This window comes from Actinopolymorpha singaporensis (genome assembly GCF_900104745.1).
GTDB classification, from domain to species: domain Bacteria; phylum Actinomycetota; class Actinomycetes; order Propionibacteriales; family Actinopolymorphaceae; genus Actinopolymorpha; species Actinopolymorpha singaporensis.
Genome location: NZ_LT629732.1, coordinates 3,421,739 through 3,446,316 on the forward strand (window position 1 = coordinate 3,421,739; position 24,578 = coordinate 3,446,316).

The following is a 24,578-nucleotide window of genomic DNA, read 5'->3' on the forward strand; positions in this document are numbered from 1 at the left end:
CCCTCCGACACCACACCGACTTCGCAGGGTCAGGAGTAGGCGTGCCGCATCAGGCCGTGCAGGACTTCGCGGATGCCGGTGGCGAAGCTCAGATTGTCGTGCCGAGTCGACCAGATGAGCTGCCAGGTGACGGTCAGGGCGTGCCCGTGGACAAGGTGAGCGAGGTCGTCCGCGGTCAGCGTGCGCCCGTACCCGTCCAGGAACGCCTCACGCAGGTCGGGCCGGCCCTGCCAAGGTCCGAAGAACAGCTTGGCGAGGTCGGTCACCCAGGCATCCGGGCGAGCCCACTCGAAGTCGATCACGTACAGGTTCCTGCCGTCCAGCAGCCAGTTGCGCGGGCCGTAGTCACGGTGGCACGGCACCGTCCTCGGGCTCGGAAGGCTTTCCAGACAACGGATCTCCGACCGTACGAACGCGGTCTCCACGGCGTCCAGGAGGCCGTCGGCGCGCGCGAGCCAGCCATCCAGTTCGGCTGCCTTCACGGCCGCGTAGTCCGGGTCCCGCCCGAACTCCTCGGCATCGTGCAGCCGGCGCAGGAGCGCCCCGCCCGCGTGGTACAGGTCGACGCTCTGCTCGGGCACGGCCTGCCCCGGCACCGCGGACAGCACGAGCGTGCGTCGTTCGTCGTCATGCGCGCGCAGGACGGGAGCGTTCGGCCGCAGCGCGGGCACCCATCGCCGGTACGCCGAGAGTTCGCGGTCGTACTGGCCCTGGCGTTGATGGCGCTTCGCGAACCACCGGCGGCCCTTGGCGTCTCGCACTTCGAAGACCGCGGCACCGCGGTGCGGCCAGGTGTGCTCGCGTACGACAGTGCACGGACCGAGGACCGTGCCGACAAAGGAGAGAACGGCCGTCGCGGAGGTGGCAGGCATGGGAGACCTCGCAGTGGAAGGGAGAACGGACAGGGACGGGGGGAGTGGACAGGGGACGAGGCAGGGAGCAGAGCTGCGCCGGTGGAGTGGCCTCGGAAAGGGGTGCGCCGACGGATGCGCAGAAGGGGACGGGGGGAGCCACGCGGAAGGAGAGGCCCGAGAAGATCGGCCGTAACGTGCCCGCGGGAGGGGAACCGCGGAACGCCGGCCCCGGCGTGGCGGGAGGGACTCGGGCGAACGAGCGCGAAGTGCCGCGGAAGACTGAGCCGGCCGGATCGGCCTGGAGGCGTGACCCGATCGTAGAACGTTCACCGCATCGTCGGCAACGACGCCGAGACTGCAGTGAGGGGACTTTCGATCATTCGCAGGACACGGGATCACGCCAGGTTGATCATGGTGGTACGTCCTCCTCGGTCACTGAACCCCGCCTGGTTGAGACCGCCATTCGATCTTCTCCCCTGGCTAGCTCAACGGAAGAGCGGGCGATCCGGCAAGATCGTCCTGTCGCGGTTCGACTCCGCGGCCAGGGTCTCATCGACTGCGGGCTCCACCGAGCCGGACGAGTCAGGCGTGTGCCGAACGGGCCGAAGCGGACCAGCCGAGCCGATACGGTGTGCGTCGTAGGTGACACAGGGTGGTCGTCGTACGAACGCCGCGTGCCTTTCCGGCTCGCCGTGCCGGTCGTCCGCGCGAAACACCGGCGGGCGGGGGAACATGAACCCTGACGTCGCCGCAACGCCGGGGCACCCGTGCCCGGACCCGAGGAGCCTGAGCCTGACCATGACCGCGCCCGAACCGACCGCGCACGAATCCGACAACCCGGCCAGCTTCGCCGATCTCGGTCTGCGTCCGGAACTCCTCCACGAGCTGTCCACCCTGGGATACGAGGAGCCGACGCCGATCCAGCTCACGGCGATCCCCCCGATGCTGGCCGGGCGGGACGTGCTCGGACAGGCGGCGACGGGCACGGGCAAGACGGCAGCGTTCGCCCTCCCGATCCTGCAGCAGATGCCCGACGGTGACCGCGGTGCAGACCCCACCGCGCTCGTGCTGGTCCCCACACGCGAGCTGGCGGTACAGGTGTCGGAGGCGTTCCACAGGTACGGCCGGGGCATCGGCATCCGGGTGCTGCCCATCTACGGCGGTCAGCCGATCGGCCGCCAGCTGCGGTCGCTGTCGAACGGCGTCGACGTCGTGGTCGCCACCCCGGGACGCGCCCTCGACCACATCGGCCGCGACACCCTCCACCTGGACAGCCTGACCTGCGTCGTGCTGGACGAGGCCGACGAGATGCTCGACATGGGCTTCGCCGAGGACATCGAGGCGATCCTGCAGGAGACGCCGCAGGAACGCCAGACGGTGTTGTTCTCGGCGACGATGCCGCCGCGCATCGGCGGGATGGTCCGGCGCCACCTGCGTGACCCGGAGCGGATCGAGATCGAGCGGCGCGCACCGGAGCCCGGTGAGGCACCTCTGGTACGACAGGTGGCGTACGTCATCCCGCGGGCGCACAAGCCGGCGGCGCTGGGCCGGGTCCTCGACGTCGAGTCACCCACGGCGTCACTGGTGTTCTGCCGTACGCGCGAGGAGGTCGACCAGCTCGCAGAGACGCTGAACGGCCGGGGCTACCGCGCAGAGGCTCTGCACGGCGGTATGAGCCAGGAGCAGCGCGACCGGGTCATGGGCCGGCTGCGCAGCCGTACCGCCGACCTGCTGGTGGCCACCGACGTGGCGGCTCGCGGCCTGGACATCGAACACCTCAGCCACGTCGTCAACTACGACGTGCCGTCCGCGCCGGAGTCCTACGTCCACCGGATCGGCCGGGTGGGCCGGGCCGGCCGGGAGGGCGTGGCCATCACACTGGCCGCCCCGCGCGAGCACCGGATGCTGAAGACGATCGAACGCGTCACCGGCCGCAGGATCGCGGTGGAGAAGATGCCGACGGTCGCCGACCTGCAGGCGCGCCGGCTGGAGCTCACCCGGGCCGCGTTGCACGAGAGCCTGCTCGAGGACGACCTGGACCACTTCCGGGTGGTGGTGGAGACCCTCACCGACGAGTTCGACGTGATGGAGGTGGCGCTGGCCGCGGTCAAGCTGGCGCACGAGGCCACCGGCGGCCGGGTCGACGAGGACGAGCCGGAGATCCCGAACGCGACCCCGGAGTCCGACGGTGCGCGACGCAAGGGCGACGGCGGACGTCCGCAGGGCGGTCGTGCGCGAGGCCGCGGCGCGGCAGGTGGTATGACCCGGCTGTTCGTCGGGCTCGGCCGGCGGGCAGGAGTGCGCCCGCAGGACCTGGTGGGGGCGATCGCCAACGAGTCCAGCCTGCGTGGGCGGGAGATCGGTGCCATCGAGATCACGGACAAGTTCTCCCTGGTGGAGGTGCCGGAGAACGCCGCCAACGAGGTCATCTCCGCGTTGCGGTCCACGACCGTGAAGGGCCGAAAGGTCAACGTACGCAGGGAACGCCAGCGCTGACCACCGCGTCCTCGGCTCCGTCCGGGCGGCGGAGCGGCCGGAACCGGCTCGCACCCGCGCCGCCGGACCGTTGAGACGTTCGTACGTCAGGAATCGGACAGGCCTGGTCGCCCACACCCTGCTAGCGTCCTAGGAACGGTTCCGGCCCGCCTGGTGACCGCCCGCATCGCGAAGGGGCGCGAGGTCGCGCCGAGCCGCGACAGCCGATCCGACGACGACACTTCAGGGTGGGGATGCGGGATGCCGGCGACCACGACGGTCGGAGTCATCGGGTGCGGACAGGTCAGCCACATGTACCTCCCGATCCTGGGCCGGATGCCGGGGGTCGAGGTCGCCGCGGTGGCCGACGTCGACCAGGAGCGGGCGGCGCAGGTCGCCAAGAAGTACGACGTACCGCAGGCGACGGACCCGCGGACCTTGCTGGAACGCTCGGACATCGAGGTGGTCGTCAACCTCACCCCGATCGCGGTGCACGTCGAGGTGAGCAAGGCGGCGTTGACAGCGGACAAGCACCTGTGGTCGGAGAAGCCGCTCGCTCCCACACTGGAGCAGGCGCGGGAACTCCTCGCGGAGGCCGACCAGCGTGGGCTGGCCGTGGGATGCGCTCCGGACACCCTGTTGGGCTCAGGATTCCAAGCCGCGCGGGCCGCTCTGGCCGACGGTGCGGTGGGCACTCCGCTGTCCGCGACCGGGCTGATGTTTCGGGGCGCGATGGGCCGGGCGAGCTTCTACACCGAGGGTGCGACACCCATTCTGGACATGGCGCCGTACTACTTCTCCGCGCTGGTCAACCTGTTCGGCCCTGCGGTGAGGGTGAGCGGTGCGGCCCACACCCTGCGGGCGGGGGAGGAGCCGACCCGGCCGCCGGCGGGCGCGGCGATCGCCACCGCCGCGGTGGTGGAGTTCGCGAACGGCCTGCTCGCGAACACCGCGCTGGTGTGGGGCACCGACCATCCGCGGGAGGTTCCGGTGCTCACCGTCTACGGCAGCGACGGTGAGCTCGCAGCACCGAACCCGAACAACTTCGGCGACCCCGCGTACGTCCGCCGGTACGGCGAGGACTGGAAGGAGGTCCCGGACAGCCGGCAGCCGGCCGAGCTTCCGCACAACCTGCGCGGGCTCGGCGTGGGTGAACTGGCCGCTGCGGTCCGGGCCGGCCGCAAACCAAGAGCTGGTGGTGACATCGCCTGCCACGTGGTCGACCTGATCACCGGCCTGGTCCGCTCCGCCCAGACGGGTGAGCGGGTGGAGCTCACCACCACGTGCACCCCGGCACCGCCGCTGTCGGTGGAGGAGCGGGCGGCGCTGCTGGGCCAGGGCGAACGCTCGTAGAACACAGGCAGGAAAGGGAGTCCGGCGTGACCCGAGGCCGCGCGGCGATCCCAAGGTGTCCGAGGCATATCGAGGCCCACAGAGGCGTACAGAGGCGTATCGAGGAGGCGGGATGAAGGTCGACCTGGGCTGTGGCCAGATCACGTGGCGAGGTGTCCCGGAGGAGAAGGTGCTCGCCGACATCGCCGAGGCCGGCTACGCCGGCGCGCCGTGGAGTGCCCGCGGTGGCCGCACGGCGAAGGAGATCGCCGAGATCTGGGGCGGGTACGGCCTGGCGCCCGCGCCCGGCTACTTCGGCGGCGACTTCTGGGAGGAGGACCGGCACGAGGAGTACGTCGCACAGGCGCGCGAACAGGCCCGCATCTCCAGCGAACTCGGGGTGGGCGAGCTCTACGTCTCCGCGGGCGGGTTCAACGCCACGACCCGCTCCGGTCGCACCCGACGGGACGTCGCCGCGCACGCGGGTCCGGACGACGCTCTGTCGGAGAAGGACTTCGCCCAGCTGGTGCGGACCGTGGACGCGATCGCCCGCGCGACGCTGGAGTACGGCGTGCGGTCCTGTTACCACAACCACGTCGGCACGTTCGTGGAGACCGAGGACGAGATCGAGCGGCTGCTGGCCGCGGTGGACCCGGAGGTCCTGTTCCTCGGCCCCGACACCGGGCACCTTGCCTGGGCGGGCGTCGACGTGGTGGAGTTCACCCGGCGGCACGCCGAGCGGATCAGGACGGCGCACCTGAAGGACGTCGACACCGCCGTGCGGGACCGCGGCCGGGAAGCGGGCTGGGACTACTCGACGTTCGAGAAGCACGCGATCTGGACCGAGGTGGGCCACGGCGAGGTCGACTTCGCCACGATGTTCTCCCTGCTGGACCAGGCCGGCTTCGACGGCTGGCTGATCGTGGAGACCGATGTCACCCAGCAGGAGACGCCGTTGGAGAGCGCCAGGATCAGCCGGGACAACCTCCGCGCCCTCGGGGTCTGAACCCGGGGTCTGAACCCGGGGTCTGAACCCGGGGTCTGAACCCGGGGTCTGAACCCGGGGTCTGAACCCGGGACTGTCAAGCCGGGCCTGACGCCGTTTCCGGATCAGACTCGACGGGCGGCAAGCCGTTGCCTGGCGTCGCAGTCCTGTCGGGCCCGTTCCAGCCTCTCCAGGGCTGACCCGACCAGTGGGCGAGGGCTGCGAACAGCGGCGCCGGACCGCGATCCAGTTCGCTGGTCTCGTACTCCACCCGAGGTGGGACTTCGGTGAACGGGCGCTCAGTCGCCGTTGCCGGGAGAGCGGTGCCCGTCGTACCGGTCGTGGATGTCGTGCAGGTCGTGGTCGTGGTCGTGGTCGTGGTCGTGGTCGTCGCCGCCGAAGATGGCACTCCTGACCTGACGGCTGGTGCGGTCGAGGTCGTCCAGGACGTCACTGAGCCGCTGTCGTACGACCGGTTCGGAGCTCAGGCCGCCTGCACTGCGCAACCGAAGGCTGACGCCGAACAACTGCTGGACGATCACGTCGCGCATCTCGTGCGCGATGCGGTCGCGTTCCTCCAGCACGGCCAGGTGCTCGCGGTCTCCCTGCGTACGCACCCGTTGCAGGGCGAGCGCGGCCAGGTCGGCGAAGATCTGTACCTCCACGACCTCCTCGCGGGCGAGGGGGGCGTCCGGCGAGCCACGGCGCCACGCGACGAACAACGTGCCCAGCACCTCGCCGTCGGTGGTGAGCGGGAGCATCATGCCCAGCCCCACGCTCGCGAGAGCCTTCTGCCAGGCAGGAGGCGGGTCGTGTCCGAGTTCGTTCGGATAGTCGTCGCTGACGACGGGTTCACCGGAGTCGAGCACTCGGGCCAGCAGACCGGCGCGCGGGATGCGCAGGTCGGGGGGTGCGGGCACAAGGCCGCCACCCTCGAAGACCACGACGAACACCGAGCCGGGGTCGATCGGGTCCGCCAGCAGGACGCCGGCGACGTCCGCGCCGGACACCTCCCGCAGGTGGTCCACGAGCAACCGCATCGCCTCGTCGCGGTCCACCTCGCCCAGCAGCAGCCGGGCCATCTCGGCGGCCGCCTCGAGCCAGCGTTCGCGCCGGCTGCGGGCCTCCTGGGCACGGACACGTAGCAGGACCAGGGCGGTGTGGTTGGCGAACGTACGGACGAGTTCGCCCTCGCGCGCGGCGACCCGCGCGGCGGGGGAGTCCCGCCGCCAGCCCACGAACAGCACGCCCACCAACTCACCGGACCCCCCGAGCGGCAGGACCATGGTCAGCCCCAGAACGGACAGATCCTCCTGCGGGTCCGGGCCCGGGTCGAAGCGCGGGTCGTCCAGCAGGTGGTCGGTGACGATCGGCTCGCCGCTGTCCAGAACGGCGGCCGCGAGCCCGCGCCGGGGAACGCTGGTGCCCGGGAGGGGCAGGTCGCCCAGGCCGGTGACCGCCTGGTAGACGAGTCGGCCCGGGTCGGCCGGATCGACCAGAATCACCGCGGCGTACTCCGCGCCGGAGATCTCCCGGAACCTCCTGGTCGCCAGCCGGGTCGTCGCAGCGAGGTCCACCTCGTCCAGCAGCATGGCGGTGAGTTCCGAGCAGACCTCCAGCCACCGCTGCCTGCGCTGCTGCTGGCCCAGCAGCCGGAAGTTCTCGATTGCCAGGGCCGCGGCCCGGGCCAGCGAGACAGCCGTCTGTTCGTCCGTCGCGGTGAACTCCTGCCCGTCCTTCTTGTCCGCGAGATAGAGGTGGCCGTACGGCGCGTCGCGCAGATGCACAGGGACGGCGAGGAGCGTGCTGGCCAGATCGTGGCTCGGCAGATGGCGCGCGGCGGGGTGGTCGCGCAGCGAGTTCAGCCTGATCGGCCGGTCCGATTCCAGCAGTAGTTCGAGCAGGCCGTGCAGCCGGGGCAGTTCGGCGACCTCCGAGCTCTCCTCGTCGGTCAGCCCGCAGGTCACGAACTCGCGGACATTCCAGTCGGACTCGGTGACCAGCAGGGCACCACACCGCGCACTCATCAGATCACATGCCGAGGAGATGATTCGCTGGAGTGTCTCGGTGAGTTCCTGTCCGGTGTCTTCGGTTCCCGGCGACGAGGGGGACGCCGGGCCGAAACGGTCGGCGTTCGATGCCATGGCTTCGATCGTAGAGGGCTGTCAACCGGACCGACCGGGCGAAACCGGGGTGATCACCCCAGCTTCGGCGGCCGTCCGCCAGGTTGATTCGGGGAATCCCCCACGCTCCTCGCATCACCGGGTCGTGGGCGCCTGATCGTGGTGCTGTCCGGTGCTCGTTCCGCCTGTACTGTCAGGGTTTTCGCCCTGCTGGGGTTTCGTCCGGGTGGGCTCGGAACGGCCCCGACCTCCCTACGATCAGAACGTCCACGCGGCGAGCGCGGCGGTCGACCGTGCGTACTCGGAGAAGTCGCGCGGTTCACGGCCCAGCACACGCCGCACACCGTCTGTCAACGCCGCGTTGCGCCCGTCGAGCACCTCACCGAACAGCCCCGACAGCAGGGCGGCGAACTCCGCCGGAACGCCTTCCTCGACCAGGCCGGCGGCGAACTGGTCGACGGTGACCGGTACGTAGGTCACCTCACGTCCGGACGCGGCGGAGATCTCGGCGGCGACCTCGGCGAAGCGAAGCGAGCGCGGTCCGGTCAGCTCGTACACCTGAGCCTCGTGGCCCGGCTCGGTGAGGGTGGCGACCGCCACGTCGGCCAGATCGTCGGCGTCGACGAACGGCTCGGCGACATCGCCCGCGGGGAAGGGAAGCACGCCCGCGCGGACGGCGTCGACCAGGAAGCCCTCGCTGAAGTTCTGCGCGAAGACGCTGGATCGTACGACCGTCCAGGCCGCGTCGCCCCCGCACTCTTCCCGCAGCACCTGCTCGGTCCGTTGCGCTTCGGGCTCCCCGCGCCCGCTGAGCAGGACCACCCGGCGTACACCACGGTCGACGGCCAACCGGGTGAACGCGCCCACCGTCTCCGCCGCCCCGGGGAAGCCGAGTTCGGGGACGTACGCGACGTATGCGGCGGAGGCGCCCTCCACGGCCGCCGGCCAGGTCCGAGCGTCCTCCCAGTCGAAGGGCGGAGTTCCGGACCGGGAGCCGATCCGGACGCGGGCGCCGCGGGCGGTGAGCCGCCGCGCGACCCGGGCGCCGGTCTTTCCCGTACCGGCCAGGACGAGCGTGGTGCCGGCCGCGTCCGGGTTCGCGTTCGAAAGCGGGACATGCCCCGGCTTCCGGCCGGCCTCCGGGGCTGTGGTCCGGGCTGTGGTCCGGGCTGTGGTCCGGGCTGTGGTCCGGGCTGTGGTCCGGGCTGTGGTCCGGACTGGGGTCCGGACTGGGGTCCGGACTGGGGTCTGGGCTGGGCTCTGGTCGGGTGCTGTCTGTGTCATGGCTCCAGCCAACCGGCGCCGCGCTGGACGTGCCATGGCTGAGAAGCTCGATTCCATACGCGTGCGTCCAGGCCTGGCCGGAGGACCTAGACTCCCGGACATGGACCCCCTCGCCGGGCTGCTGTCCGGACCCCGCGCCCGACAGGCGTTCCTGTTGCGTGTGCTGCTCGACCCGCCGTGGTCGATGCGGGTACAGGACCAGGCGCCGCTGACCCTGGTGGTGATGGTGCGCGGCGACGGGTGGGTCCTGCCCGAGAGGGGCGAGCCCCGCCCGCTCCGGGCTGGGGACGTCGCGCTCTTCCGGGGCCCCGAGCCGTACGTCGTAGCCGACCACCCGGACACGCCACCGCAGGTGGTCATCCACCCCGGCCAGCTCTGCACCACGCCGGCCGGCGAGACCCTGACGGCAGTACCCCGGCGGCATCGCCAAGGCGCTGGTCGCCCGGGCCGGACGATGGACCTCGGCGTGCGGAGCTGGGGAACCAACCCGCAAGGCCAGGTTGCCATGCTCGTCGGCACCTACCCCGAGGTCGGCGCGGTCGGGGCACTGCTGCTGGATGCCCTGCCTGCGTTGGTGGTCCTGCCGGGCGCGGCCTGGGACTCACCCCTGGTGCCGCTGCTCGGCGCCGAGGTGCAACGCGAGGACCCCGGGCAGGAGGTCGTACTGGACCGGCTGCTCGACCTGCTGGTGGTGATGTCGCTGCGGACGTGGTTCGCGCGCCCGGACACCGCCACGCCGCCGTGGTACGCCGCGCAGGACGATCCGGTTGTCGGCCGGGCGCTTCGGCTGTTGCAGAACGCACCCGCTCGGCCGTGGACGGTGGCCCGCCTCGCCGCGGAGTGCGGTGTGTCGCGCGCGGCGCTGGCACGCAGGTTCACCGAACTCGTGGGTGAGCCGCCGATGGCGTTCCTCGCCGGCTGGCGGCTCGCCCTCGCCGCCGACCTGCTGACCGAGCCGGGAGCCACTGTCGCGTCGGTGGCGACCAGGGTGGGGTACGCGAGTCCGTTCGCGCTCAGTACGGCGTTCAAGCGGGTGCGCGGAGTGAGCCCCCGCGAGCACCAACGACGTGCGGCGGCCGAACAGTCCGCGACTGTGAGGGCCGCGATCGGCGGCTGAGGATCATCTCGGCAGGATGGGCTGGATGCGACCACGTTCACCGGAACACCTGCGGCTGGCAACCCTGAACGTCTGGGGGACGCGCGGCGACTGGCCGCCCAGGCGTGAGCGCCTCGCCGCGGGCTTCGCCGAACTGGCGCCGGATCTCCTCACCCTGCAGGAAACCATCGTCACCGACACCTACGACCAGGTGCGCGACGTACTCGGCGACGAGTACCTCCTGGTCCACCAGACCGCCCGGGAGGACGACGGCCAGGGCATCACCACGGCGAGCAGGTGGCCGGTCGGACAGGTGATCGAGGTCGACCTGCAGATCAACGACCGTACGGCTGGGTTCGCGTGCACCAGTCTGGTGACCGAGGTCCTGGCCCCGGAGCCGTTCGGCCGGATCTGGCTGGTCAACCACTTCCCGAGCTGGCGGCTCGACCTCGAACACGAGCGATGCCTGCAGACGGTGCGTACCGCCGGGTTGGTCGAACGCCTGGCCGCAGAACGCCCCGGGCACGTCATCGTCGCGGGGGACCTGGACGCCGACCCCGACGCCACCAGCATCCGGTTCTGGACCGGTCGGCACCCGCTGGACGGCATGAGCGTGTGCTACCGCGACGCGTGGGCGAGCGCGCGCGACCACTTCGGTGTTGCCGTCGACCTCTCCGTGGCAAGCAGACCTTGACAGGGATCGCCAGGGGAGGCACCGTCCCGGCATCGTGGCCAGGGCGTCACCGCGGCAAGTACGCCTTGACGGCCTCGGCCAGCGCCTCCGGGCGGTCGTACGGAAAGGCGTGTATGCCACCCTCGACACTCACGAACGAACCACCCGGCCGGTCGGCGAGCCGGCGAGCCCATCGCTCGGTGCAGAGCCGGTCGTGCTCCCCGCGGACCACGGTCGTGGGAACGTGGACGCGGGCCAGCGCCTCCTCGGGGTCGTCGGCCAGCATGGACCGGACGATCGCCAGCATTCGGCGGGGACCCGCGCGGCGCTGCTCGGACAGCTGCATCCGCCCGAGGCGCGCCGGCGTCGCCGCGCTTTCCAGGGCGAACCGGGTCACCAGTCTGGGCCACGAGCGGTACGCCGGGTCGATGGTGGGACTGGCGAGTACGAGCGCCGTGACCTGGTTGGGCACCGCGGCGGCGATGCGACCTGCGACCTGGCAGCCGTAGGAGTGCCCGACCAGCACGAGCGGACCGGCCGCCGGGTTTGCCGACAGCCAGTCGAGCGTCGCCGTGACGTCCTCGGCGAGGCCGGCCGGCCACGGCGCGTCCGGCGCCTGTCCGGTCCCGGGCAGGTGGACGAGGTGCGCACGGGCCTGTCGCGCGACCAGGTCCTGGGTCCTCCGGAGGTAGCGGTGGACAGCCATGCCGGGCAGGAAGACGACGTCGGTACCGACGCCCGTGCCTGCGCGAATGCCGGCCGAGGTGACCGCCACGGCTCGGGGCGGCGGAGCACCAACCTCGCGGCCGGTCACCGCGCGCGGCGGATCGCCTGGATCAGGTCACCCTTGCCCATCTTCGAACGACCCGGGATGTCGAGTTTGCTCGCCTCGGCGTACAGGTCCTGCCGGGTGCGGTCCTCCAGCCGGTGGCCGGGCTCGCCGCCCCGCTTTCGGGCCGCCGCTCCCTGCTTGCCCAGCTCGCTGCGGGTCTTCGGCGACAGCTTGCTGATGGTCTTCTTCTTCCGGGCGCCGGCTTGCGCCTTCTGGACGTTCCTGCGCGCCGCCTCGGTCTGCTTACGTGTCATGGGAGGCGGATTCCCCTCGCGGTCGGACGGAAACGGTCGACCACTCCGCCGGCGGCGTGGCTACCGAGGCGGGCGGCGGCAGCGGTCGCGGCACCGGCGGCCAGAGCGGTCGCGGCCAGTGCCGCAGCCCGGGCGGCCCGGCTCGGCGTGCCCGGCCGGTCGCCGGGCTCCAGGTCGCCCCTGCTCGCCTCGGCGCGCATGCCGTCGGGTGACTCCTGCCGGCCGGGCAGCCTCCGGGCCAGAAGTTCGGCCAGATGGACACCCTCGCGTCCGCCGCTGTCGAGTTCGTGCAGCTGGGTACGGCAGCTGAACCCGTCCGCGAGGATCGCCGTACCCGGCTCGGCGTCGCGCACCGACGGCAACAACACGCTCTCCGCGCAGGCCTCGCTGACCTCCAGGTGCCCGGCCTCGAACCCGAAGTTGCCGGCCAGGCCGCAACAACCGGAGTCGAGGCGCTCGGCCCGCGCACCGGCGCGGGAGAGGAGTTCGGCGTCGGCGTCCCAGCCCAGGACGGCGTGCTGGTGACAGTGCACCTGGGCGAGCGCGTGCACACCGTCCAGCGATGGCGGCGTCCAGCCGGGCGTGTGCTCGGTGAGCAGCTCGGCCAGTGTCAACGTCTGCTTGCGCAGCCGCTCGACGTCGTCGTCGGAGCCCATGAGTTCGGTGGCGTCGGACCGGAACACCGCTGTGCAGCTGGGCTCCAGGCCGACCACGAAGCCACCGGAGCGCAGGTGCTCCGACAGCGCGTCGATCGTACGCCGCAGCACCTTCTTCGCCGTGGCGAGCTGGCCGGTGGAGATCCAGGTGAGGCCGCAGCACAGCGTCTGCTCCGGCATCCGGACCCCCCAGCCGGCGTCCTCGAGCAACTCCACCGCGGCGCGACCGATGTGCGGGTGGAACGTGTTGGTGAACGTGTCCGGCCACAACATCACCGTGCCGCGGCTCCCGGCCGGACGCGAACCCGGACGCGAGCCCGGACGCGAACCGGAACGTGAGGCATCGCCCGTCCGGCCGGTGCCCCTGCGCTGCCACCACTGCCGCAGGGTCTCGCCCGCGAACAACGGGATCTCACGGTGCTCCAGACCGGCCGCCGCGTTCGCGAGCCGGGGCAGCAACGGCGCGTGGGTGAAGGCGTTCACCACCCGGCCCAGCCGCGCCCGGGTGACGCCGGCCGCGAGGAGAGGCAGCCACCCGAGCGCGTAGTGCGCACGGGGGCGCAGTCGGCCCGCGTAGTGGTGGGCGAGGAACTCCGCCTTGTACGTCGCCATGTCGACGTTGGCCGGGCAGTCGCTCTTGCATCCCTTGCAGGCAAGGCAGAGGTCCAGCGCGTCGCGTACGGCGGTCGAGCGCCACCCGTCGATGATGGGGGAGTCGTGGTGCCCGGCCAGCATCTCGAACAGCAGGCGGGAACGACCGCGGGTGGAGTGCTCCTCCTCCATCGTCGCCTGGTACGACGGGCACATCACCGCGCCGCCCGGATGCTGGTGCTGGCGGCACTTGCCCACGCCGACGCACCGGTTCACCGCCTGCACGAACGACCCGTCGTCCTCGGGGTAGTGGAAGTACACCTCCCCGTCGTAGTGCGGCGTCCACGTCGCGCCCAGGCGGAGGTTCTCGTCCAGCCGGTGCGGCGCGACCACCTTGCCGGGATTCATCCGGTCGCCCGGGTCGAAGATCGCCTTCAGCTCGCCGAACGCCCGCATGACGGTCGGCCCGAACATCCGGGGCAGCAACTCGCCGCGGGTCTGCCCGTCGCCGTGTTCGCCGGAGAAGGATCCGCTGTAGGAAGCCACCAGGTCGGCCGCGCTCTCCAGGAACCGGCGATACTTCGCCACGCCCTCGGCGTCGGTCATCCCGAACGGGATCCGGGTGTGCACGCAGCCCTGCCCGAAGTGGCCGTACAGGCTGGGCGCGGTCTCGTCGGCGTACCCGAAGTCCTCGAACAGCCGCTCCAGGTCGCGCAGATAGTCGCCGAGCCGCTCCGGTGCGACGGCCGAGTCCTCCCAGCCCTCCCAGGTCTCCCGGTGGCCGGGCACGTGAGCGGTGGCGCCGAGACCGGCCTCGCGCACCCGCCAGAGTTCGTCCTCGCGTTCGGGTTTGTCGAGGAAGGCGACGTCGGGGTCGTCCTCGGACTTCCCGAGTGCCCGCAGCATTCGCTGCGCCGCCTGGTCGCACTCCTCGGTCGTCTCGGCACCGAACTGCACCATCAGGAAGCCGGAACCCTCGGGCAGCTCCTCGCGAGCGAGCGGGTTGATGTGCTTGATCTTCTCGTCGGTGAGCAGTCGCTCGTCCAGGCCTTCCAGCGCGATCGGCTTGTGCGGGAGGACGGAGGGCACCGCGTCACCCGCCAGGGAGATGCCCTCGAAGCCGAGCACCACGAGAGTGCGGGAGGGGAGAACGGGAACAAGTTCGAGTTCGGCCCGCAGCACGGTCACGAGCGTCGACTCGCTGCCGACGAGCAGCCCGGCGACGTCGAAGTTGTGCTCGGGCAGCAGGGAGTCGAGGTTGTAGCCGGACACGCGGCGCGGGATGTCGGGGTAACGGGCGCGGATCTCGTCGGCGTACCGATCGCGCAGCCGGCGCAGCGAGCGGTAGACGGCGGCGCGCCGGTCGCCGCGGCGTTCGATCGCGGCGTACTCCTCGTCGTCGGTCTCCCCGCACCAGAAGCGGGTGCCGTCGTAGAGCAGCACCTCAAGGCCGGCGATGTTGTCCACCACCTTGCCCGAGCGCTGGGCGGTCGCGCCGCAGGAGTTGTTGCCGATCATGCCGCCGATCGTGCAGTTGGGGTGGGTGGCCGGCTCCGGGCCGTACCGCAGGCCGTGGCGGCCGAGCTGCTCGTTGAGGACGTCGAGGACGATGCCGGGCTCGACCACGCACGTGCGCCGTTCGGGGTCGACGTGCAGCAGCCGGTTGCAGTACTTCGCCCAGTCGATCATCACCGCCTCGTTGGTGCACTGACCGGCCAGGCTGGTGCCGCCGCCCCGGGACAGGAGTGGTGCGTCGTGCTCGCGGCAGACGGTGACCGCCTCGACACCGGCCTCGATCGACCGGGGGACGACCACCCCGATCGGTACCTGCCGGAAGTTTGAGCCGTCGGTGGAGTAGGCGGCGCGGGTGCCCGCGTCGAACCGCACCTCCCCGTCGACCCTCGACTCGAGGTCCCGTCGCAGGGCGGCCACGTCGACGTGCGGGCGGCGTGGGGCGTGGAGTACGGGTGCGGGCAGTTCGACCTCGGTCACGAGCGGAGCTCCTCCCCCGGTCGGTCAGCCGGGCGTCCCGTCCGGTTGTCCTACCGGTTGTCACAGTCAGTTCCCATGCATCCCGGCCGCTATCCACCTCGTTCCGCCGGGTCCCAGGCCGGGACACGCTCCCAGGATTCCTGCATACTCGCAATACTTGCGCGATTGCAAGTAATGCCGGGCGGTGGTACGTCTTGGAGGGTAGGTCCGTCCCCTGAGGGCGGCTCTGGACGAGAAAAGATCGATCGGGAGGTTTTGCAGGTGTCCGGTGTGGGGAGGGGTCCCTACCCAGCCCCGAGCCCCGGCATGGACGAGGAGGTCACCCATGGCCACCAGCACCACGGCCGCATCAGCGGTCCCCGCCCGCAAGCGAACCGCCCGCTCTTCGCACATCTCCGCGACCGAGAGCATCCGCCAGGCGCGCATGGCGCTCGCCGCCAACCCCCCGTCCGACACCGAGCCCGACAGCGAGTCCAGCACCCACGACGCCGCCGCAACTTCCGCGGCCAGGAAGGACGCCGACCGAAGGAACGCCCGTTCGGGCACCCGTTCCCAGCTGGTTCTCGACCACATCGGCCTGGCCAGAAACCTCGCGTCCCGTTACGCCGGACGCGGCGAGCCGCTCGAGGAGCTCCACCAGGTGGCCATGGTCGGTCTCGTCCTGGCCGCCGACCGGTTCGACCCGGAGAGAGGCACCAGCTTCAGCACCTTCGCCGTGCCGACGATCCTCGGTGAGCTTCGCCGGCACTTCCGCGACCACTGTTGGTCAGTACGAATTCCGCGCCGGCTGCACGACCTGCACCGTGCCGTACGCCAGGCCAACGAGGACATGGCCAACACGCTGCGACGGCCGCCCACAGTGAGCGAACTGGCGGAGGAACTCGACGTCCGGGAGGAGGACATCCTCCAGGCGCAGGAGAGCGCCGGCGCCTACTCCGCGTTGTCGCTGGAGAGCCCTGTGGACAGCGGTGAGCCCGACGCCGACACGCTGGGCGACCTGATCGGCCACGACGACAGCAACGTGGAGTACATCGAGAACCGCGAGGCCGTCCGCCGGGTGATTCCGCACGTGCCGGAGCGGGAACGTCGCATCCTGTACCTCACTTACTTCCGCGAGCGGACGCAGGCCCAGATCGCCGCCGAGTTCGGCATCTCGCAGATGCAGGTCTCCCGGCTGCTGGCGACCACGTTGTCCAACATCCGGTCCGCGGTGATCGAGGACAAGGGCGTTCCGACCAACTGGCCGACACCGCGCCAGAAGGCGAGCTGACACGTCGCGAACGCTCACCCCCGCGCCGCGGCGTACCGAACCGCACGAGACTGGAGGAGAAGATGGCCGAGCCAGTCGCCAACCACGTCCTTGCCCGGCTCCGCGACTGGGGTGTCGAACAGGTTTTCGCCTACCCGGGCGACGGCATCAACGGCCTGGTGGCGGCGTTCGGTGAGTCGGACAACCAACCTCGGTTCGTGCAGTCGCGACACGAGGAGATGTCGGCGTTCGAGGCCGTGGGCTACGCGAAGTTCAGCGGGCAGGTCGGGGTGTGCATGGCGACCAGTGGGCCGGGCGCCATCCACCTGCTGAACGGCCTGTACGACGCGAAGCTCGACCACGTGCCGGTCGTCGCGATCGTCGGGCAGACCGCCCGCAGCGCCATGGGTGGCAGCTACCAGCAGGAGGTCGACCTGCAGAGTCTGTTCAAGGACGTGGCCAGCGAGTACCTCGTCGAGGTCAACGTCCCGGAGCAGCTCCCCAACGCGCTCGACCGCGCGATCCGCACGGCGCAGGTACGCCGGGCGCCCACGGCGCTGATCATCCCCGCCGACCTGCAGGAGGAGGAGTACTCCCCGCCCGAGCACGTGTTCAAGCAGGTGCCGTCCAGTCCGCCCGCCGACCTGCGGTCGCTGGCGGTGCCGCCGGAGGAGGAGATCGCCCGCGCCGCAGAGGTGCTCAACGCCGGTAGCAAGGTGGCGATCCTGGTCGGCCAGGGCGCCCGGAACGCCGCCGAGGAAGTACGCCAGGTCGCCGAGCTCACCGGCGCCGGCGTGGCCAAGGCGCTGCTCGGCAAGGACGTTCTGCCCGACGACCTTCCGTACGTCACGGGCTCCATCGGACTGCTCGGGACCCGGCCGAGCTATGAGCTGATGCGCGACTGCGACACCTTGCTGATCGTCGGGTCGAGCTTCCCGTACACGCAGTTCCTGCCGGACTTCGGTCAGGCCCGCGCGGTGCAGATCGACCTCGACCCCGGCCTGATCGGGATGCGCTACCCGACCGAGGTCAACCTGCTCGGCGACGCCCGCGGCACGCTCGCGGCACTGCTGCCCCGGCTGACCCGCAAGGACGACCGGTCGTGGCGGGAGACCATCGAGAAGAACGTCGCCCGCTGGTGGGACACGGTCGAAAACCAGGCCATGCTGGAGGCCAAGCCGGTCAACCCGATGCGGATCGTGTGGGAGCTGTCCCAGCGGATCCCCGAGAACGCCATCGTGACGTCGGACTCCGGTTCCGCCGCGAACTGGTACGCCCGCGACCTGCGGATCCGCGGCGAGATCCGGGGTTCTCTGTCGGGCACCCTCGCCACCATGGGACCGGGCGTCCCGTACGCCATCGGTGCGAAGTTCGCCCACCCGGACCGGCCGGCGGTCGCCCTGGTCGGTGACGGCGCGATGCAGATGAACGGCATGGCGGAACTGCTCACGATCTCGCGCTACTACCACCTGTGGTCCGATCCGAGGTGCGTGATCTGCGTCTTCCACAACAACGACCTGAACCAGGTCACCTGGGAGCTGCGGGCGATGGGCGGTGAGCCGAAGTTCGAGGAGTCGCAGGTGCTGCCGGAGGTGTCGTACGCCGACTTCGCCGCCGGCATCGGCCTGGATGCCGTCACGGTGGACCATCCCGACCAGCTCGGCCCGGCCTGGGAGCGGGCGCTGAACGCCGACCGGCCGGCCGTACTCGACGTCCGCTGCGACCCGGAGGTGCCGCCGATCCCGCCGCATGCCACCTGGGAGCAGATGAAGGCGACCGCCCAGTCGGTGCTGAAGGGGGACCCGAACGCCTGGCATCTGATGGTGCAGGGCGCCAAGACCAAGGCGCAGGAGCTGCGCCGCGGGCGCTGAGGTGCCCGGGCCGCCCACCGGGCGGGAAGACGGACGGATGAGCCGCTTCGCCGCGTTGTGGATCTGGCTGTTCGCCCTGTGGCTGCTGCTCACCTGGACCCTCACCGTCGAGCAGTGGGTGGTCGGTGCGCTGGTGGCCGCGGTGGTGGCGGTCGCGTTCGCGCCCCTCGGGGCGGTGATCCGTCCCTGGCGGCTCGGGCCGCGCAGGTTGTGGCAGCTGGGCAGGCTGGTGGCCACGGCGCTGTGCCGAACCGCCGTGGCCAACGCCCGGCTCGCCGCCCGGATCTGGTCGCCGCACCCCAGACCCCGGTCGGGGATGCTGGTGGTGCCGACCAACGCACGCAGCGTCGCGGAGTTCACCACGGTCGGGGTGCTGACCTCGCTCATCGTCGACAACCAGCTCGTCGACGTACACCGGGACGGCCACCGGCTGCAGTACCACGCGGTGTGGGTGAGCGACGAGGACCCGATGCGCAACCGCACCCGGATCAACGCGCCCGTGGAGGATCTCGTCATCGGGGAAGACCTCATCGCCCGGGAGTCGCGGTGACCGAGATCTTCTGGCTGGCTGCCGTCGCCGAGACCGTCCTCGCCGTTCCGTTGCTCGCCCGGCTCGGGCGCGGCCCGACCATCGCCGACCGGATCGTGGCGGTGAACACCGTGGCCACCCAGGCGACGTTGGCCGTGGTGTTCACCGCGGCGGCCACCCAGCGGCCGATCTATCTCGACGTCGCGTTGTGGCTTGCCGCCTTCAGCTACCTGGGCACGATCGTGTGGGCGCGCTATCTCGAACGAGGCCTGCTGTGATCCGGACGGTGATCGTGGCCGCCCTGATCGTGGCCGGGCTGTTCTTCTCCCTTTCCGGGGTCACCGGAATCCTCCGGATGCCCGACGTCTACACCCGCATCCAGTGCTCGACGAAGAACATCACGATGGGCGCGTTGCCGGCCCTGGTGGCGCTGGTGGTCGGGATGGGCGCGCTCACCACGTACGGCAGCCGCGCCCTGCTGGTCGCCGGCCTGCTGCTGCTGATCAACCCGATCGCCTCGCACGCCCTCGTTCGCGCCGCGTACAAGAGCGGTGCGCCGATGTGGGGCGGCGCCGTCGTCGACCAGGTGCGGGACCCGGCCTTCGGTCGCGGTGAGGGCCGCGGCGACGGTTGTGGAGACGGTCGTGGAGAGGGCCGTGGCGACGGGGGAGACCGCCGGTGATGTTCTGGGTGCTCGACTTCACCTGCCTGGCGGTGATTCTCGGCGCCGCGGTCATGGTGGTCTTCCTGCGCACCCTCACCGGCGCCGTGGTGGCGCTGTCGACGGTGGGCACCGTGCTCACCTTGCTGTTCGTCGTCCTCGGTGCCCCGGACGTCGCCCACGCCGAGGTCGCGGTGGGCGCGATCGCGCTGCCCGTGCTCTTCCTCGTGGCCATCGGGAAGGTCCGGACGGTGGTGGAACCCGACCAGGTGGGCGAACCTCCCGTCGACTACCCGCCCGACCCCAACCGCACCGACGCGACCGGGCGTTCGGAGGGGACGGGGCGCGCCGGTGGGCCCGAGAGGTCCGGCGGATGAGCGCCGAGCGGCGGTCGGTCTCGGAGGCGACGCACCGTCCGGTGGTCGGAGCGGTGCTGTCGCTGGGCTGCCTCGGGGTGCTGGTGGTAGCGCTGCTGGGACTACCTGATGACCGGGCCCCGTTGCCTGCCGTCGCCCGGCACGCTCTGGAGATGTCGCTGCCGGTATGGCACTCGACCGAACCCGTCAACGTCGTGGTGTACGGCGTTCGCGGGTTCGACACCTTCGGTGAGACGTTCCTGTTGCTGGCGGCCGTGGTGGGAGTGGTGCTGCTCGCCCGCACCAGGGAACCCCGCGCCGGCTTCGTCGGGGAGGAGGCGGCCGCCGGGCCCGAACAACAGCAGGAGGACCCGGGCGCGGAGAAGCGGCCCGGCGAGTCCGGCGATGCCCAGGGCGAAGGCGAGGAGGACACCGCCCGGGCCGCGGAACGAGCCGAGCAGAAGGGCGAGGAGGAGAGCCGGGCGCCGGCCACCCCGGACGACGAGCCGCTCGGGACCCCCGCACCCGAACCCGCACAGGGCATGTCGGTGGTGGTCCGCGGCGGCATCCGTACCGCGGCGCCCGTGCTCGCGGTCATGGGGACGTACCTCGTCGCCTGGGGATACTCGCCAGGCGGAGGTTTCCCCGGCGGGGCCGTTCTGCTCGGCGTCGTCCTGCTCGTCTACGCCGCACTCGGCTACGGCGCGATCAGCCGCGTGATCCGGCCCGGACTGCTGGAGCCCCTCGAACTCGCCGGTGCGCTGGCCATCTGTGCCCTCGGCCTGGTCGGCCTGGCCGTCGCCGGTGCGTTCTGGGCGAACTGGCTGCCGCTCGCCCCCGCGCAGACGATCCGCTCGGGCGGCATCGTGCAGGCGTTCTCGGTGGCGGAGCTCGTGGAGGTGTCGACCGGCCTCACCCTCGCGGTGTTCGGGCTGCTCGGCATGCGCCACGACTGGGCGCCGGACCCCGGCAACGGCAACGGCGACGGCGATGACGGCGACGACCGCGCCGGGCGCGGCGGTAACGGCAACGACGCCGGGGGCAGCCGGTGATCCACGTCAACTACGTCGCCGCGGCGGTGCTGTTCTGCATCGGCCTGTACGCCGTCCTCACCCGGCGCAACCTGCTGCGGATGGTGATGGGCCTGTCCCTGATGGAGTCCTCCACCTATCTGCTGCTGGTGTCGATGGCCTACCGTCGGGGCTCGACCGCGCCGGTCCTGCTCGACCCGCCGCCGGGTAGGACGCCGAGCGAACTCGCGGCCGGCAACGTCGCCGACCCCGTGCTGCAGAACTTCTGCATCACCGCGGTCGTCATCGGGGTCGCCGTCACAGCGGTCTTCCTGGCGGTGATGGTCCGGATCGCCCAGCACCACCGCACCGTGGACGCCGACGACATCCGGGCGATGCGCGGATGAGCGCCATGAGCACGATGAGCACGATGAGCACGGCCACGCTGGAACCGCTGCTGCCGTTGCCCGCGGTCGTACTCATCGTCGGCGCGACGGTGTGCCCGCTGCTGGGAAGGGTCTCCTCCCGCGCGCCCGTGATCGTCGCGGTGCTGGCCTGCGGCACCGCCGGCGGGATCCTTGCGCTGTTCGCGCCCGCGGTCTACTCCGGCCGGCTCTTGGTGACCTACCTCGGCGGCTGGACCCCCGAGCACGGGGCCGCGCTCGGCATCGCCTTCGCCGCCGACCCGTTCGGGCTGAGTTACGCCCTCGCGGTCGCCGTCGTGAGCCTGGTGCTGACCGTGTTCACGTTGTCGATGCTCGGCCGGCTCGGGCGTCGTGAGCTCGGCGGCTACGCCTGTCTGTTCCTGCTGCTGGCCGCCGCCCTGGTGGGGATCGCGCTGACCGCCGACGCGTTCAACATGTTCGTGTGGCTCGAGGTCGCGGCCCTGGCGAGCTACGCGCTGACCGGCTTCTTCCTGGAACGCCCGACCGCGCTGGAGGCGGCGTTCAAGATCCTCGTACTGACCACGATCGGGACGTTCTGCGTCTTCGTCGGCACCGGCGTGCTATACGCGGAGTACGGCGCGCTCAACCTCGGTCAGCTGCACGGGGCGCTCGGGCCGGGCGTGGGGGTGGTCGGGCTGGTCGCGCTGGGCCTGCTCGTCGCCGGCTACGGAACCAAGGCGGGGCTGATCCCCTTCCACGGCTGGCTGGCCGACGCGCACACCGCCGCACCGGGCCCGGTGTCGGCGTTGTTCTCCGGCCTGATGGTGAGCCTCGGCGTGGTCGGGATCGCCAGGTTCGCCTTCCTGGTCTACGGCCGGCCACCACCGGTGCTCGGCGTGCTGATGGTGGTGGGTGTCGTCTCGGCGGTGGTGGGTGCGCTGCTGAGCCTTGGGCAGGACGACCTCAAACGGCTGCTGGCGTACGACACGGTGTCCCAGATCGGCGTGGTGACGGTGGGTCTGGCGATCGGGACCAGGGTCGGGGTGGCCGGCGGGACGTACCAGCTGCTCAACCACACGTTGTTCAAGACCCTGCTGTTCCTCTGCGCGGGAACGGTCCTGCACGTCACCGGGAAGGAACGCCTGTCCGAGCTCGGCGGGCTGGCCCGGCAGATGCCTTTGGTGGCGGCGGCGTTCCTGGTCGGCGTACTTGCCATCTCCGGCATACCGCCGCTGAACGGCTACGTGTCGCTGGGGCTGATCCACGAGGGGCTGGAGGAGACCCATCAGTACGTCCCGCTGGCGGCCCTCCTGGTCAGTCAGACGGTCACCGTGGCGGCACTGGGCCGGGCCGCGTGGCGGGTGTTCTTCGGCCCGGCCCGGGGCCCGGCTCCGGCAGGGCAGTCGGCGCGGCCGGGGATGGTGGCCGGGTTCGTCGCCCTGGCGGCCTTGTGCGTGGCCTTCGGTGCGGTGCCGACGTTGCTGCTGGACCGGGTGCTCAGCCCGGCCGCGGACTCGCTGCTGGACGCGGGGGACTACGGCCGGTCCGTGCTGGCCGGTGGGGGGCACGTGTCCCTCGGCCCGGCCATTTCGTTCGACTACCTCGCCCCGAAGTCCTTGCTGGTCGCGCTCGGCACGGCGGCCGTCGGTGTGCTGCTGACGTGGCGGTACGCCGGTGAGCGGGTGCCAAGTTCGGTGGCGCCGCTGCGCAGGCTGCACACCGGGTCGGTGAACGACTACGCGAGCTTCCTCGTGGCGGGTCTGCTGCTGGTGTGCGGAGGTCTGCTGGTCGGGCGGCTCCGGTAGGCGGCTCGGGTAGGCGGCTCGGGAGTGAGCAGCCGGGACAGGAGGTGGGTGGCCGATGCCCGAACTCCCTGACGTGGAAGGGTTCCGGCGGGTTCTGTGCGACCACGCGGTCGGCGCCCGCGTCGAGGGCGTGGACGTGGTCGACGAGGGAGTGCTGCGCGAGGTGAGCGGTCGTGCGTTCCGGCGCGCGGTCACCGGCGCGACCCTCACCGAACCCCGTCGGCACGGCAAGTGGCTGGTGATGCCGCTCGGTACGCGAGGGCGTGGCGAACACCGCCCCGACGACCCGAGCGTGGTCTTCCACTTCGGTATGACCGGCGGGTTGTCGTGGACGCCGGCGGAGCGAGCGGGGAGGGAGCCTCGGCACCGGCACGACCGGGTGGTCGTCCGTACGCCCGGGGGCGAGCTCCGCTTCCGCGACATGCGCAAGTTGCAGGGAATCAGGCTGCCCACCGACGACCATGCCGTCGACGTTCTGCTGAGCGGGCTCGGGCCCGACGCGGCGACGGTGACGGCTGGGGAGTTCCGCAAGCAGATAAGGCCGTTACGGCGTCAGCTCAAGCCCGCCCTGATGGACCAGACCGTGCTCGCCGGGCTGGGCAACCTGCTGGTGGACGAGACCCTGTGGCGTGCCGGGATCCGTCCCGACCGGCCGACCGCCGGACTCGACGACGCCACCGTGAACCGCGTCCACGCCCGGATGCGCACCGTCGTACGGCACAGCATCCGGCACGGGCGGGTGCCGGGGCATCCATCCTGGCTGACCGGGCACCGCGACCGGGGGCAGGACCAGACCTGCCCTCGGTGCGGCACCCCGCTTCGGCGTGGCCGGGTCGGCGGGCGTACGACCGTGTGGTGCCCGCACTGCCAGCCCGGCTGACGCCTGACTCGAACGCCTGCCTCAGAGGTCGTCCGGCGTGGTGGAACGCCGGGACAGCGCGTCGCGCATCTTGTCCACCAGGCCCGTGCCGGGGTCGAGCAGCTGGTTCCACGGTGGGTTGCTCGGCGAGGACGGGTGCGGCCGGGTGGGCGCGGCGTCCTTGGCCGCGGCGATCCGGCGGGCCAGATCGACCAGCTCGTGCTGCGGGCACGCCTGCCGCAGCTTCGGGAAGAGCACTCCCTCCTCCTCCTCGATGTGGTGGCGCACGTCGTCGATCAGCTGACCGACCAGCCGGTCGAACTCCGCGTCCCGCGGGTCCACGCCCTCCAGGCGCTTCATCAGCTTCTCGGCCTCGGCGTGCTCATGCGTCTCGTGGTCGGCGAGCTCGTCGCCGTCGGGCAGGACACCGCGCGCCGTGGGGTAGAGATACTGCTCCTCGGCCACGGAGTGCCGGACGAGCTCCGCGATCATCACGTCCGCGACCTGCCGGCGGCGTTCGGCGTCGCCCTTGCCCGACTCGAGTTCGCGGAAGAGTTCCTCGACCTCGCGGTGGTCCTCGACCAGGACGTCCACGAGGTCCTGTGCGCCGCCTCTGGCAGCGTCTCCGGGCATCGGAATCGGTGTGTCACCCATGAGAACCTCCTTCGAACGATGTCCGATAACGCCTACCCCGCCGGGTGTGGC

The 24,578-nt window shown here is 71.2% G+C and carries 22 protein-coding genes; 15 read left to right on the forward strand and 7 right to left on the reverse strand.

What is annotated here, in order from left to right; all coding sequences use genetic code 11:
• Positions 1-29: 29 nt before the first annotated feature.
• On the reverse strand, positions 30-872 hold the full coding sequence (locus BLU27_RS15600) for a phosphotransferase enzyme family protein (protein WP_092654429.1): 843 nt from the start codon (positions 870-872) through the stop codon (positions 30-32).
• Between the two features lie 780 nt (positions 873-1,652).
• Here BLU27_RS15600 and BLU27_RS15605 point away from each other — a divergent pair.
• The 3 genes from BLU27_RS15605 (at position 1,653) to BLU27_RS15615 (ending at position 5,667) form a co-directional block, all read left to right on the forward strand.
• Positions 1,653-3,350 (forward strand): DEAD/DEAH box helicase, encoded by a 1,698-nt coding sequence (locus BLU27_RS15605; RefSeq protein ID WP_092654430.1) that lies wholly within the window; start codon positions 1,653-1,655, stop codon positions 3,348-3,350.
• Positions 3,351-3,590: 240 nt separating this feature from the next.
• A complete protein-coding gene (locus BLU27_RS15610; RefSeq protein ID WP_157728558.1) occupies positions 3,591-4,682 on the forward strand; it encodes a Gfo/Idh/MocA family protein in 1,092 nt (363 codons plus the stop codon).
• A gap of 112 nt (positions 4,683-4,794) precedes the next feature.
• Complete coding sequence (locus BLU27_RS15615) at positions 4,795-5,667, forward strand: sugar phosphate isomerase/epimerase family protein (RefSeq protein WP_092654432.1); 873 nt, start codon at positions 4,795-4,797, stop codon at positions 5,665-5,667.
• A gap of 278 nt (positions 5,668-5,945) precedes the next feature.
• Here BLU27_RS15615 and BLU27_RS15620 read toward each other — a convergent pair whose 3' ends face one another.
• The gene (locus tag BLU27_RS15620) at positions 5,946-7,790 is read right to left on the reverse strand and encodes a GAF domain-containing protein (protein WP_092654433.1); all 1,845 of its coding nucleotides are present in this window, start codon (positions 7,788-7,790) and stop codon (positions 5,946-5,948) included.
• 237 nt (positions 7,791-8,027) lie between these two features.
• Entirely contained in the window at positions 8,028-8,705 is a 678-nt protein-coding gene (locus BLU27_RS15625) for a Rossmann-fold NAD(P)-binding domain-containing protein (RefSeq protein WP_241827450.1), read from the reverse strand.
• Between the two features lie 448 nt (positions 8,706-9,153).
• Between BLU27_RS15625 and BLU27_RS15630 the strand changes: the two genes are divergently transcribed.
• Together BLU27_RS15630 and BLU27_RS15635 are read left to right on the forward strand one after the other, a co-directional pair.
• A complete protein-coding gene (locus BLU27_RS15630) occupies positions 9,154-10,170 on the forward strand; it encodes an AraC family transcriptional regulator (protein WP_092654434.1) in 1,017 nt (338 codons plus the stop codon).
• Positions 10,171-10,195: 25 nt separating this feature from the next.
• Positions 10,196-10,843 (forward strand): endonuclease/exonuclease/phosphatase family protein, encoded by a 648-nt coding sequence (locus tag BLU27_RS15635; protein ID WP_157728559.1) that lies wholly within the window; start codon positions 10,196-10,198, stop codon positions 10,841-10,843.
• Positions 10,844-10,889: 46 nt separating this feature from the next.
• Here the strand turns inward: BLU27_RS15635 and BLU27_RS15640 are convergent, their stop codons facing one another.
• The 3 genes from BLU27_RS15640 to BLU27_RS15650 are packed head-to-tail and all read right to left on the reverse strand — an operon-like array spanning position 10,890 to position 15,147.
• On the reverse strand, positions 10,890-11,636 hold the full coding sequence (locus BLU27_RS15640; RefSeq protein ID WP_157728560.1) for an alpha/beta fold hydrolase: 747 nt from the start codon (positions 11,634-11,636) through the stop codon (positions 10,890-10,892).
• Positions 11,633-11,908 carry a Rho termination factor N-terminal domain-containing protein gene (locus BLU27_RS15645; RefSeq protein WP_092654437.1) on the reverse strand — a complete coding sequence of 92 codons (276 nt, stop codon included), beginning with the start codon at positions 11,906-11,908 and terminating at the stop codon, positions 11,633-11,635. Before BLU27_RS15645 ends, BLU27_RS15640 begins: the two co-directional genes overlap by 4 nt.
• A complete protein-coding gene (locus BLU27_RS15650) occupies positions 11,905-15,147 on the reverse strand; it encodes an FAD-binding and (Fe-S)-binding domain-containing protein (RefSeq protein ID WP_092654438.1) in 3,243 nt (1,080 codons plus the stop codon). The genes BLU27_RS15645 and BLU27_RS15650 overlap by 4 nt, the downstream gene beginning before the upstream one ends.
• A 325-nt stretch (positions 15,148-15,472) precedes the next feature.
• Here BLU27_RS15650 and BLU27_RS15655 point away from each other — a divergent pair, with 325 nt between their 5' ends.
• The 10 genes from BLU27_RS15655 (at position 15,473) to BLU27_RS15700 (ending at position 23,894) form a co-directional block, all read left to right on the forward strand.
• On the forward strand, positions 15,473-16,417 hold the full coding sequence (locus tag BLU27_RS15655; protein ID WP_092654439.1) for a SigB/SigF/SigG family RNA polymerase sigma factor: 945 nt from the start codon (positions 15,473-15,475) through the stop codon (positions 16,415-16,417).
• A gap of 62 nt (positions 16,418-16,479) precedes the next feature.
• Complete coding sequence (locus BLU27_RS15660) at positions 16,480-18,267, forward strand: thiamine pyrophosphate-requiring protein (protein ID WP_092654440.1); 1,788 nt, start codon at positions 16,480-16,482, stop codon at positions 18,265-18,267.
• Positions 18,268-18,304: 37 nt separating this feature from the next.
• Positions 18,305-18,817, forward strand: a complete 513-nt coding sequence (locus BLU27_RS15665) for a Na+/H+ antiporter subunit E (protein WP_092654441.1) — start codon at positions 18,305-18,307, stop codon at positions 18,815-18,817.
• Positions 18,814-19,074 (forward strand): monovalent cation/H+ antiporter complex subunit F, encoded by a 261-nt coding sequence (locus BLU27_RS15670; RefSeq protein ID WP_092654442.1) that lies wholly within the window; start codon positions 18,814-18,816, stop codon positions 19,072-19,074. Before BLU27_RS15665 ends, BLU27_RS15670 begins: the two co-directional genes overlap by 4 nt.
• On the forward strand, positions 19,071-19,478 hold the full coding sequence (mnhG, locus tag BLU27_RS15675) for a monovalent cation/H(+) antiporter subunit G (RefSeq protein WP_197681442.1): 408 nt from the start codon (positions 19,071-19,073) through the stop codon (positions 19,476-19,478). Before BLU27_RS15670 ends, mnhG begins: the two co-directional genes overlap by 4 nt.
• Positions 19,478-19,834, forward strand: a complete 357-nt coding sequence (locus tag BLU27_RS15680) for a Na(+)/H(+) antiporter subunit B (RefSeq protein WP_092654443.1) — start codon at positions 19,478-19,480, stop codon at positions 19,832-19,834. The genes mnhG and BLU27_RS15680 overlap by 1 nt, the downstream gene beginning before the upstream one ends.
• Positions 19,831-20,865 (forward strand): MnhB domain-containing protein, encoded by a 1,035-nt coding sequence (locus tag BLU27_RS15685; RefSeq protein ID WP_092654444.1) that lies wholly within the window; start codon positions 19,831-19,833, stop codon positions 20,863-20,865. The genes BLU27_RS15680 and BLU27_RS15685 overlap by 4 nt, the downstream gene beginning before the upstream one ends.
• The gene (locus tag BLU27_RS15690; RefSeq protein ID WP_092654445.1) at positions 20,862-21,230 is read left to right on the forward strand and encodes a sodium:proton antiporter; all 369 of its coding nucleotides are present in this window, start codon (positions 20,862-20,864) and stop codon (positions 21,228-21,230) included. The genes BLU27_RS15685 and BLU27_RS15690 overlap by 4 nt, the downstream gene beginning before the upstream one ends.
• Positions 21,231-21,235: 5 nt before the next feature.
• On the forward strand, positions 21,236-23,014 hold the full coding sequence (locus BLU27_RS15695; protein WP_197681444.1) for a complex I subunit 5 family protein: 1,779 nt from the start codon (positions 21,236-21,238) through the stop codon (positions 23,012-23,014).
• 55 nt (positions 23,015-23,069) lie between these two features.
• Positions 23,070-23,894 (forward strand): Fpg/Nei family DNA glycosylase, encoded by an 825-nt coding sequence (locus BLU27_RS15700; RefSeq protein WP_092654446.1) that lies wholly within the window; start codon positions 23,070-23,072, stop codon positions 23,892-23,894.
• A gap of 21 nt (positions 23,895-23,915) precedes the next feature.
• Here the strand turns inward: BLU27_RS15700 and BLU27_RS15705 are convergent, their stop codons facing one another.
• Entirely contained in the window at positions 23,916-24,527 is a 612-nt protein-coding gene (locus BLU27_RS15705) for a hemerythrin domain-containing protein (RefSeq protein ID WP_241827451.1), read from the reverse strand.
• Between the last annotated feature and the right edge of the window lie 51 nt (positions 24,528-24,578).

What these genes read in the sequence shown, in the direction of transcription:
- BLU27_RS15695 (WP_197681444.1), top strand. Translation starts at nt 21,236, where the DNA reads ATGAGCACGATGAGCACGATGAGCACGGCCACGCTGGAACCGCTGCTG.
- BLU27_RS15680 (WP_092654443.1), top strand. Translation starts at nt 19,478, where the DNA reads ATGTTCTGGGTGCTCGACTTCACCTGCCTGGCGGTGATTCTCGGCGCC.
- BLU27_RS15610 (WP_157728558.1), top strand. Translation starts at nt 3,591, where the DNA reads ATGCCGGCGACCACGACGGTCGGAGTCATCGGGTGCGGACAGGTCAGC.
- BLU27_RS15660 (WP_092654440.1), top strand. Translation starts at nt 16,480, where the DNA reads ATGGCCGAGCCAGTCGCCAACCACGTCCTTGCCCGGCTCCGCGACTGG.
- BLU27_RS15620 (WP_092654433.1), bottom strand. Translation starts at nt 7,790, where the DNA reads ATGGCATCGAACGCCGACCGTTTCGGCCCGGCGTCCCCCTCGTCGCCG.
- BLU27_RS15605 (WP_092654430.1), top strand. Translation starts at nt 1,653, where the DNA reads ATGACCGCGCCCGAACCGACCGCGCACGAATCCGACAACCCGGCCAGC.
- BLU27_RS15645 (WP_092654437.1), bottom strand. Translation starts at nt 11,908, where the DNA reads ATGACACGTAAGCAGACCGAGGCGGCGCGCAGGAACGTCCAGAAGGCG.
- BLU27_RS15685 (WP_092654444.1), top strand. Translation starts at nt 19,831, where the DNA reads ATGAGCGCCGAGCGGCGGTCGGTCTCGGAGGCGACGCACCGTCCGGTG.
- BLU27_RS15635 (WP_157728559.1), top strand. Translation starts at nt 10,196, where the DNA reads ATGCGACCACGTTCACCGGAACACCTGCGGCTGGCAACCCTGAACGTC.
- BLU27_RS15600 (WP_092654429.1), bottom strand. Translation starts at nt 872, where the DNA reads ATGCCTGCCACCTCCGCGACGGCCGTTCTCTCCTTTGTCGGCACGGTC.
- BLU27_RS15705 (WP_241827451.1), bottom strand. Translation starts at nt 24,527, where the DNA reads ATGGGTGACACACCGATTCCGATGCCCGGAGACGCTGCCAGAGGCGGC.
- BLU27_RS15665 (WP_092654441.1), top strand. Translation starts at nt 18,305, where the DNA reads ATGAGCCGCTTCGCCGCGTTGTGGATCTGGCTGTTCGCCCTGTGGCTG.
- BLU27_RS15630 (WP_092654434.1), top strand. Translation starts at nt 9,154, where the DNA reads ATGGACCCCCTCGCCGGGCTGCTGTCCGGACCCCGCGCCCGACAGGCG.
- BLU27_RS15700 (WP_092654446.1), top strand. Translation starts at nt 23,070, where the DNA reads ATGCCCGAACTCCCTGACGTGGAAGGGTTCCGGCGGGTTCTGTGCGAC.
- BLU27_RS15615 (WP_092654432.1), top strand. Translation starts at nt 4,795, where the DNA reads ATGAAGGTCGACCTGGGCTGTGGCCAGATCACGTGGCGAGGTGTCCCG.
- BLU27_RS15655 (WP_092654439.1), top strand. Translation starts at nt 15,473, where the DNA reads ATGGCCACCAGCACCACGGCCGCATCAGCGGTCCCCGCCCGCAAGCGA.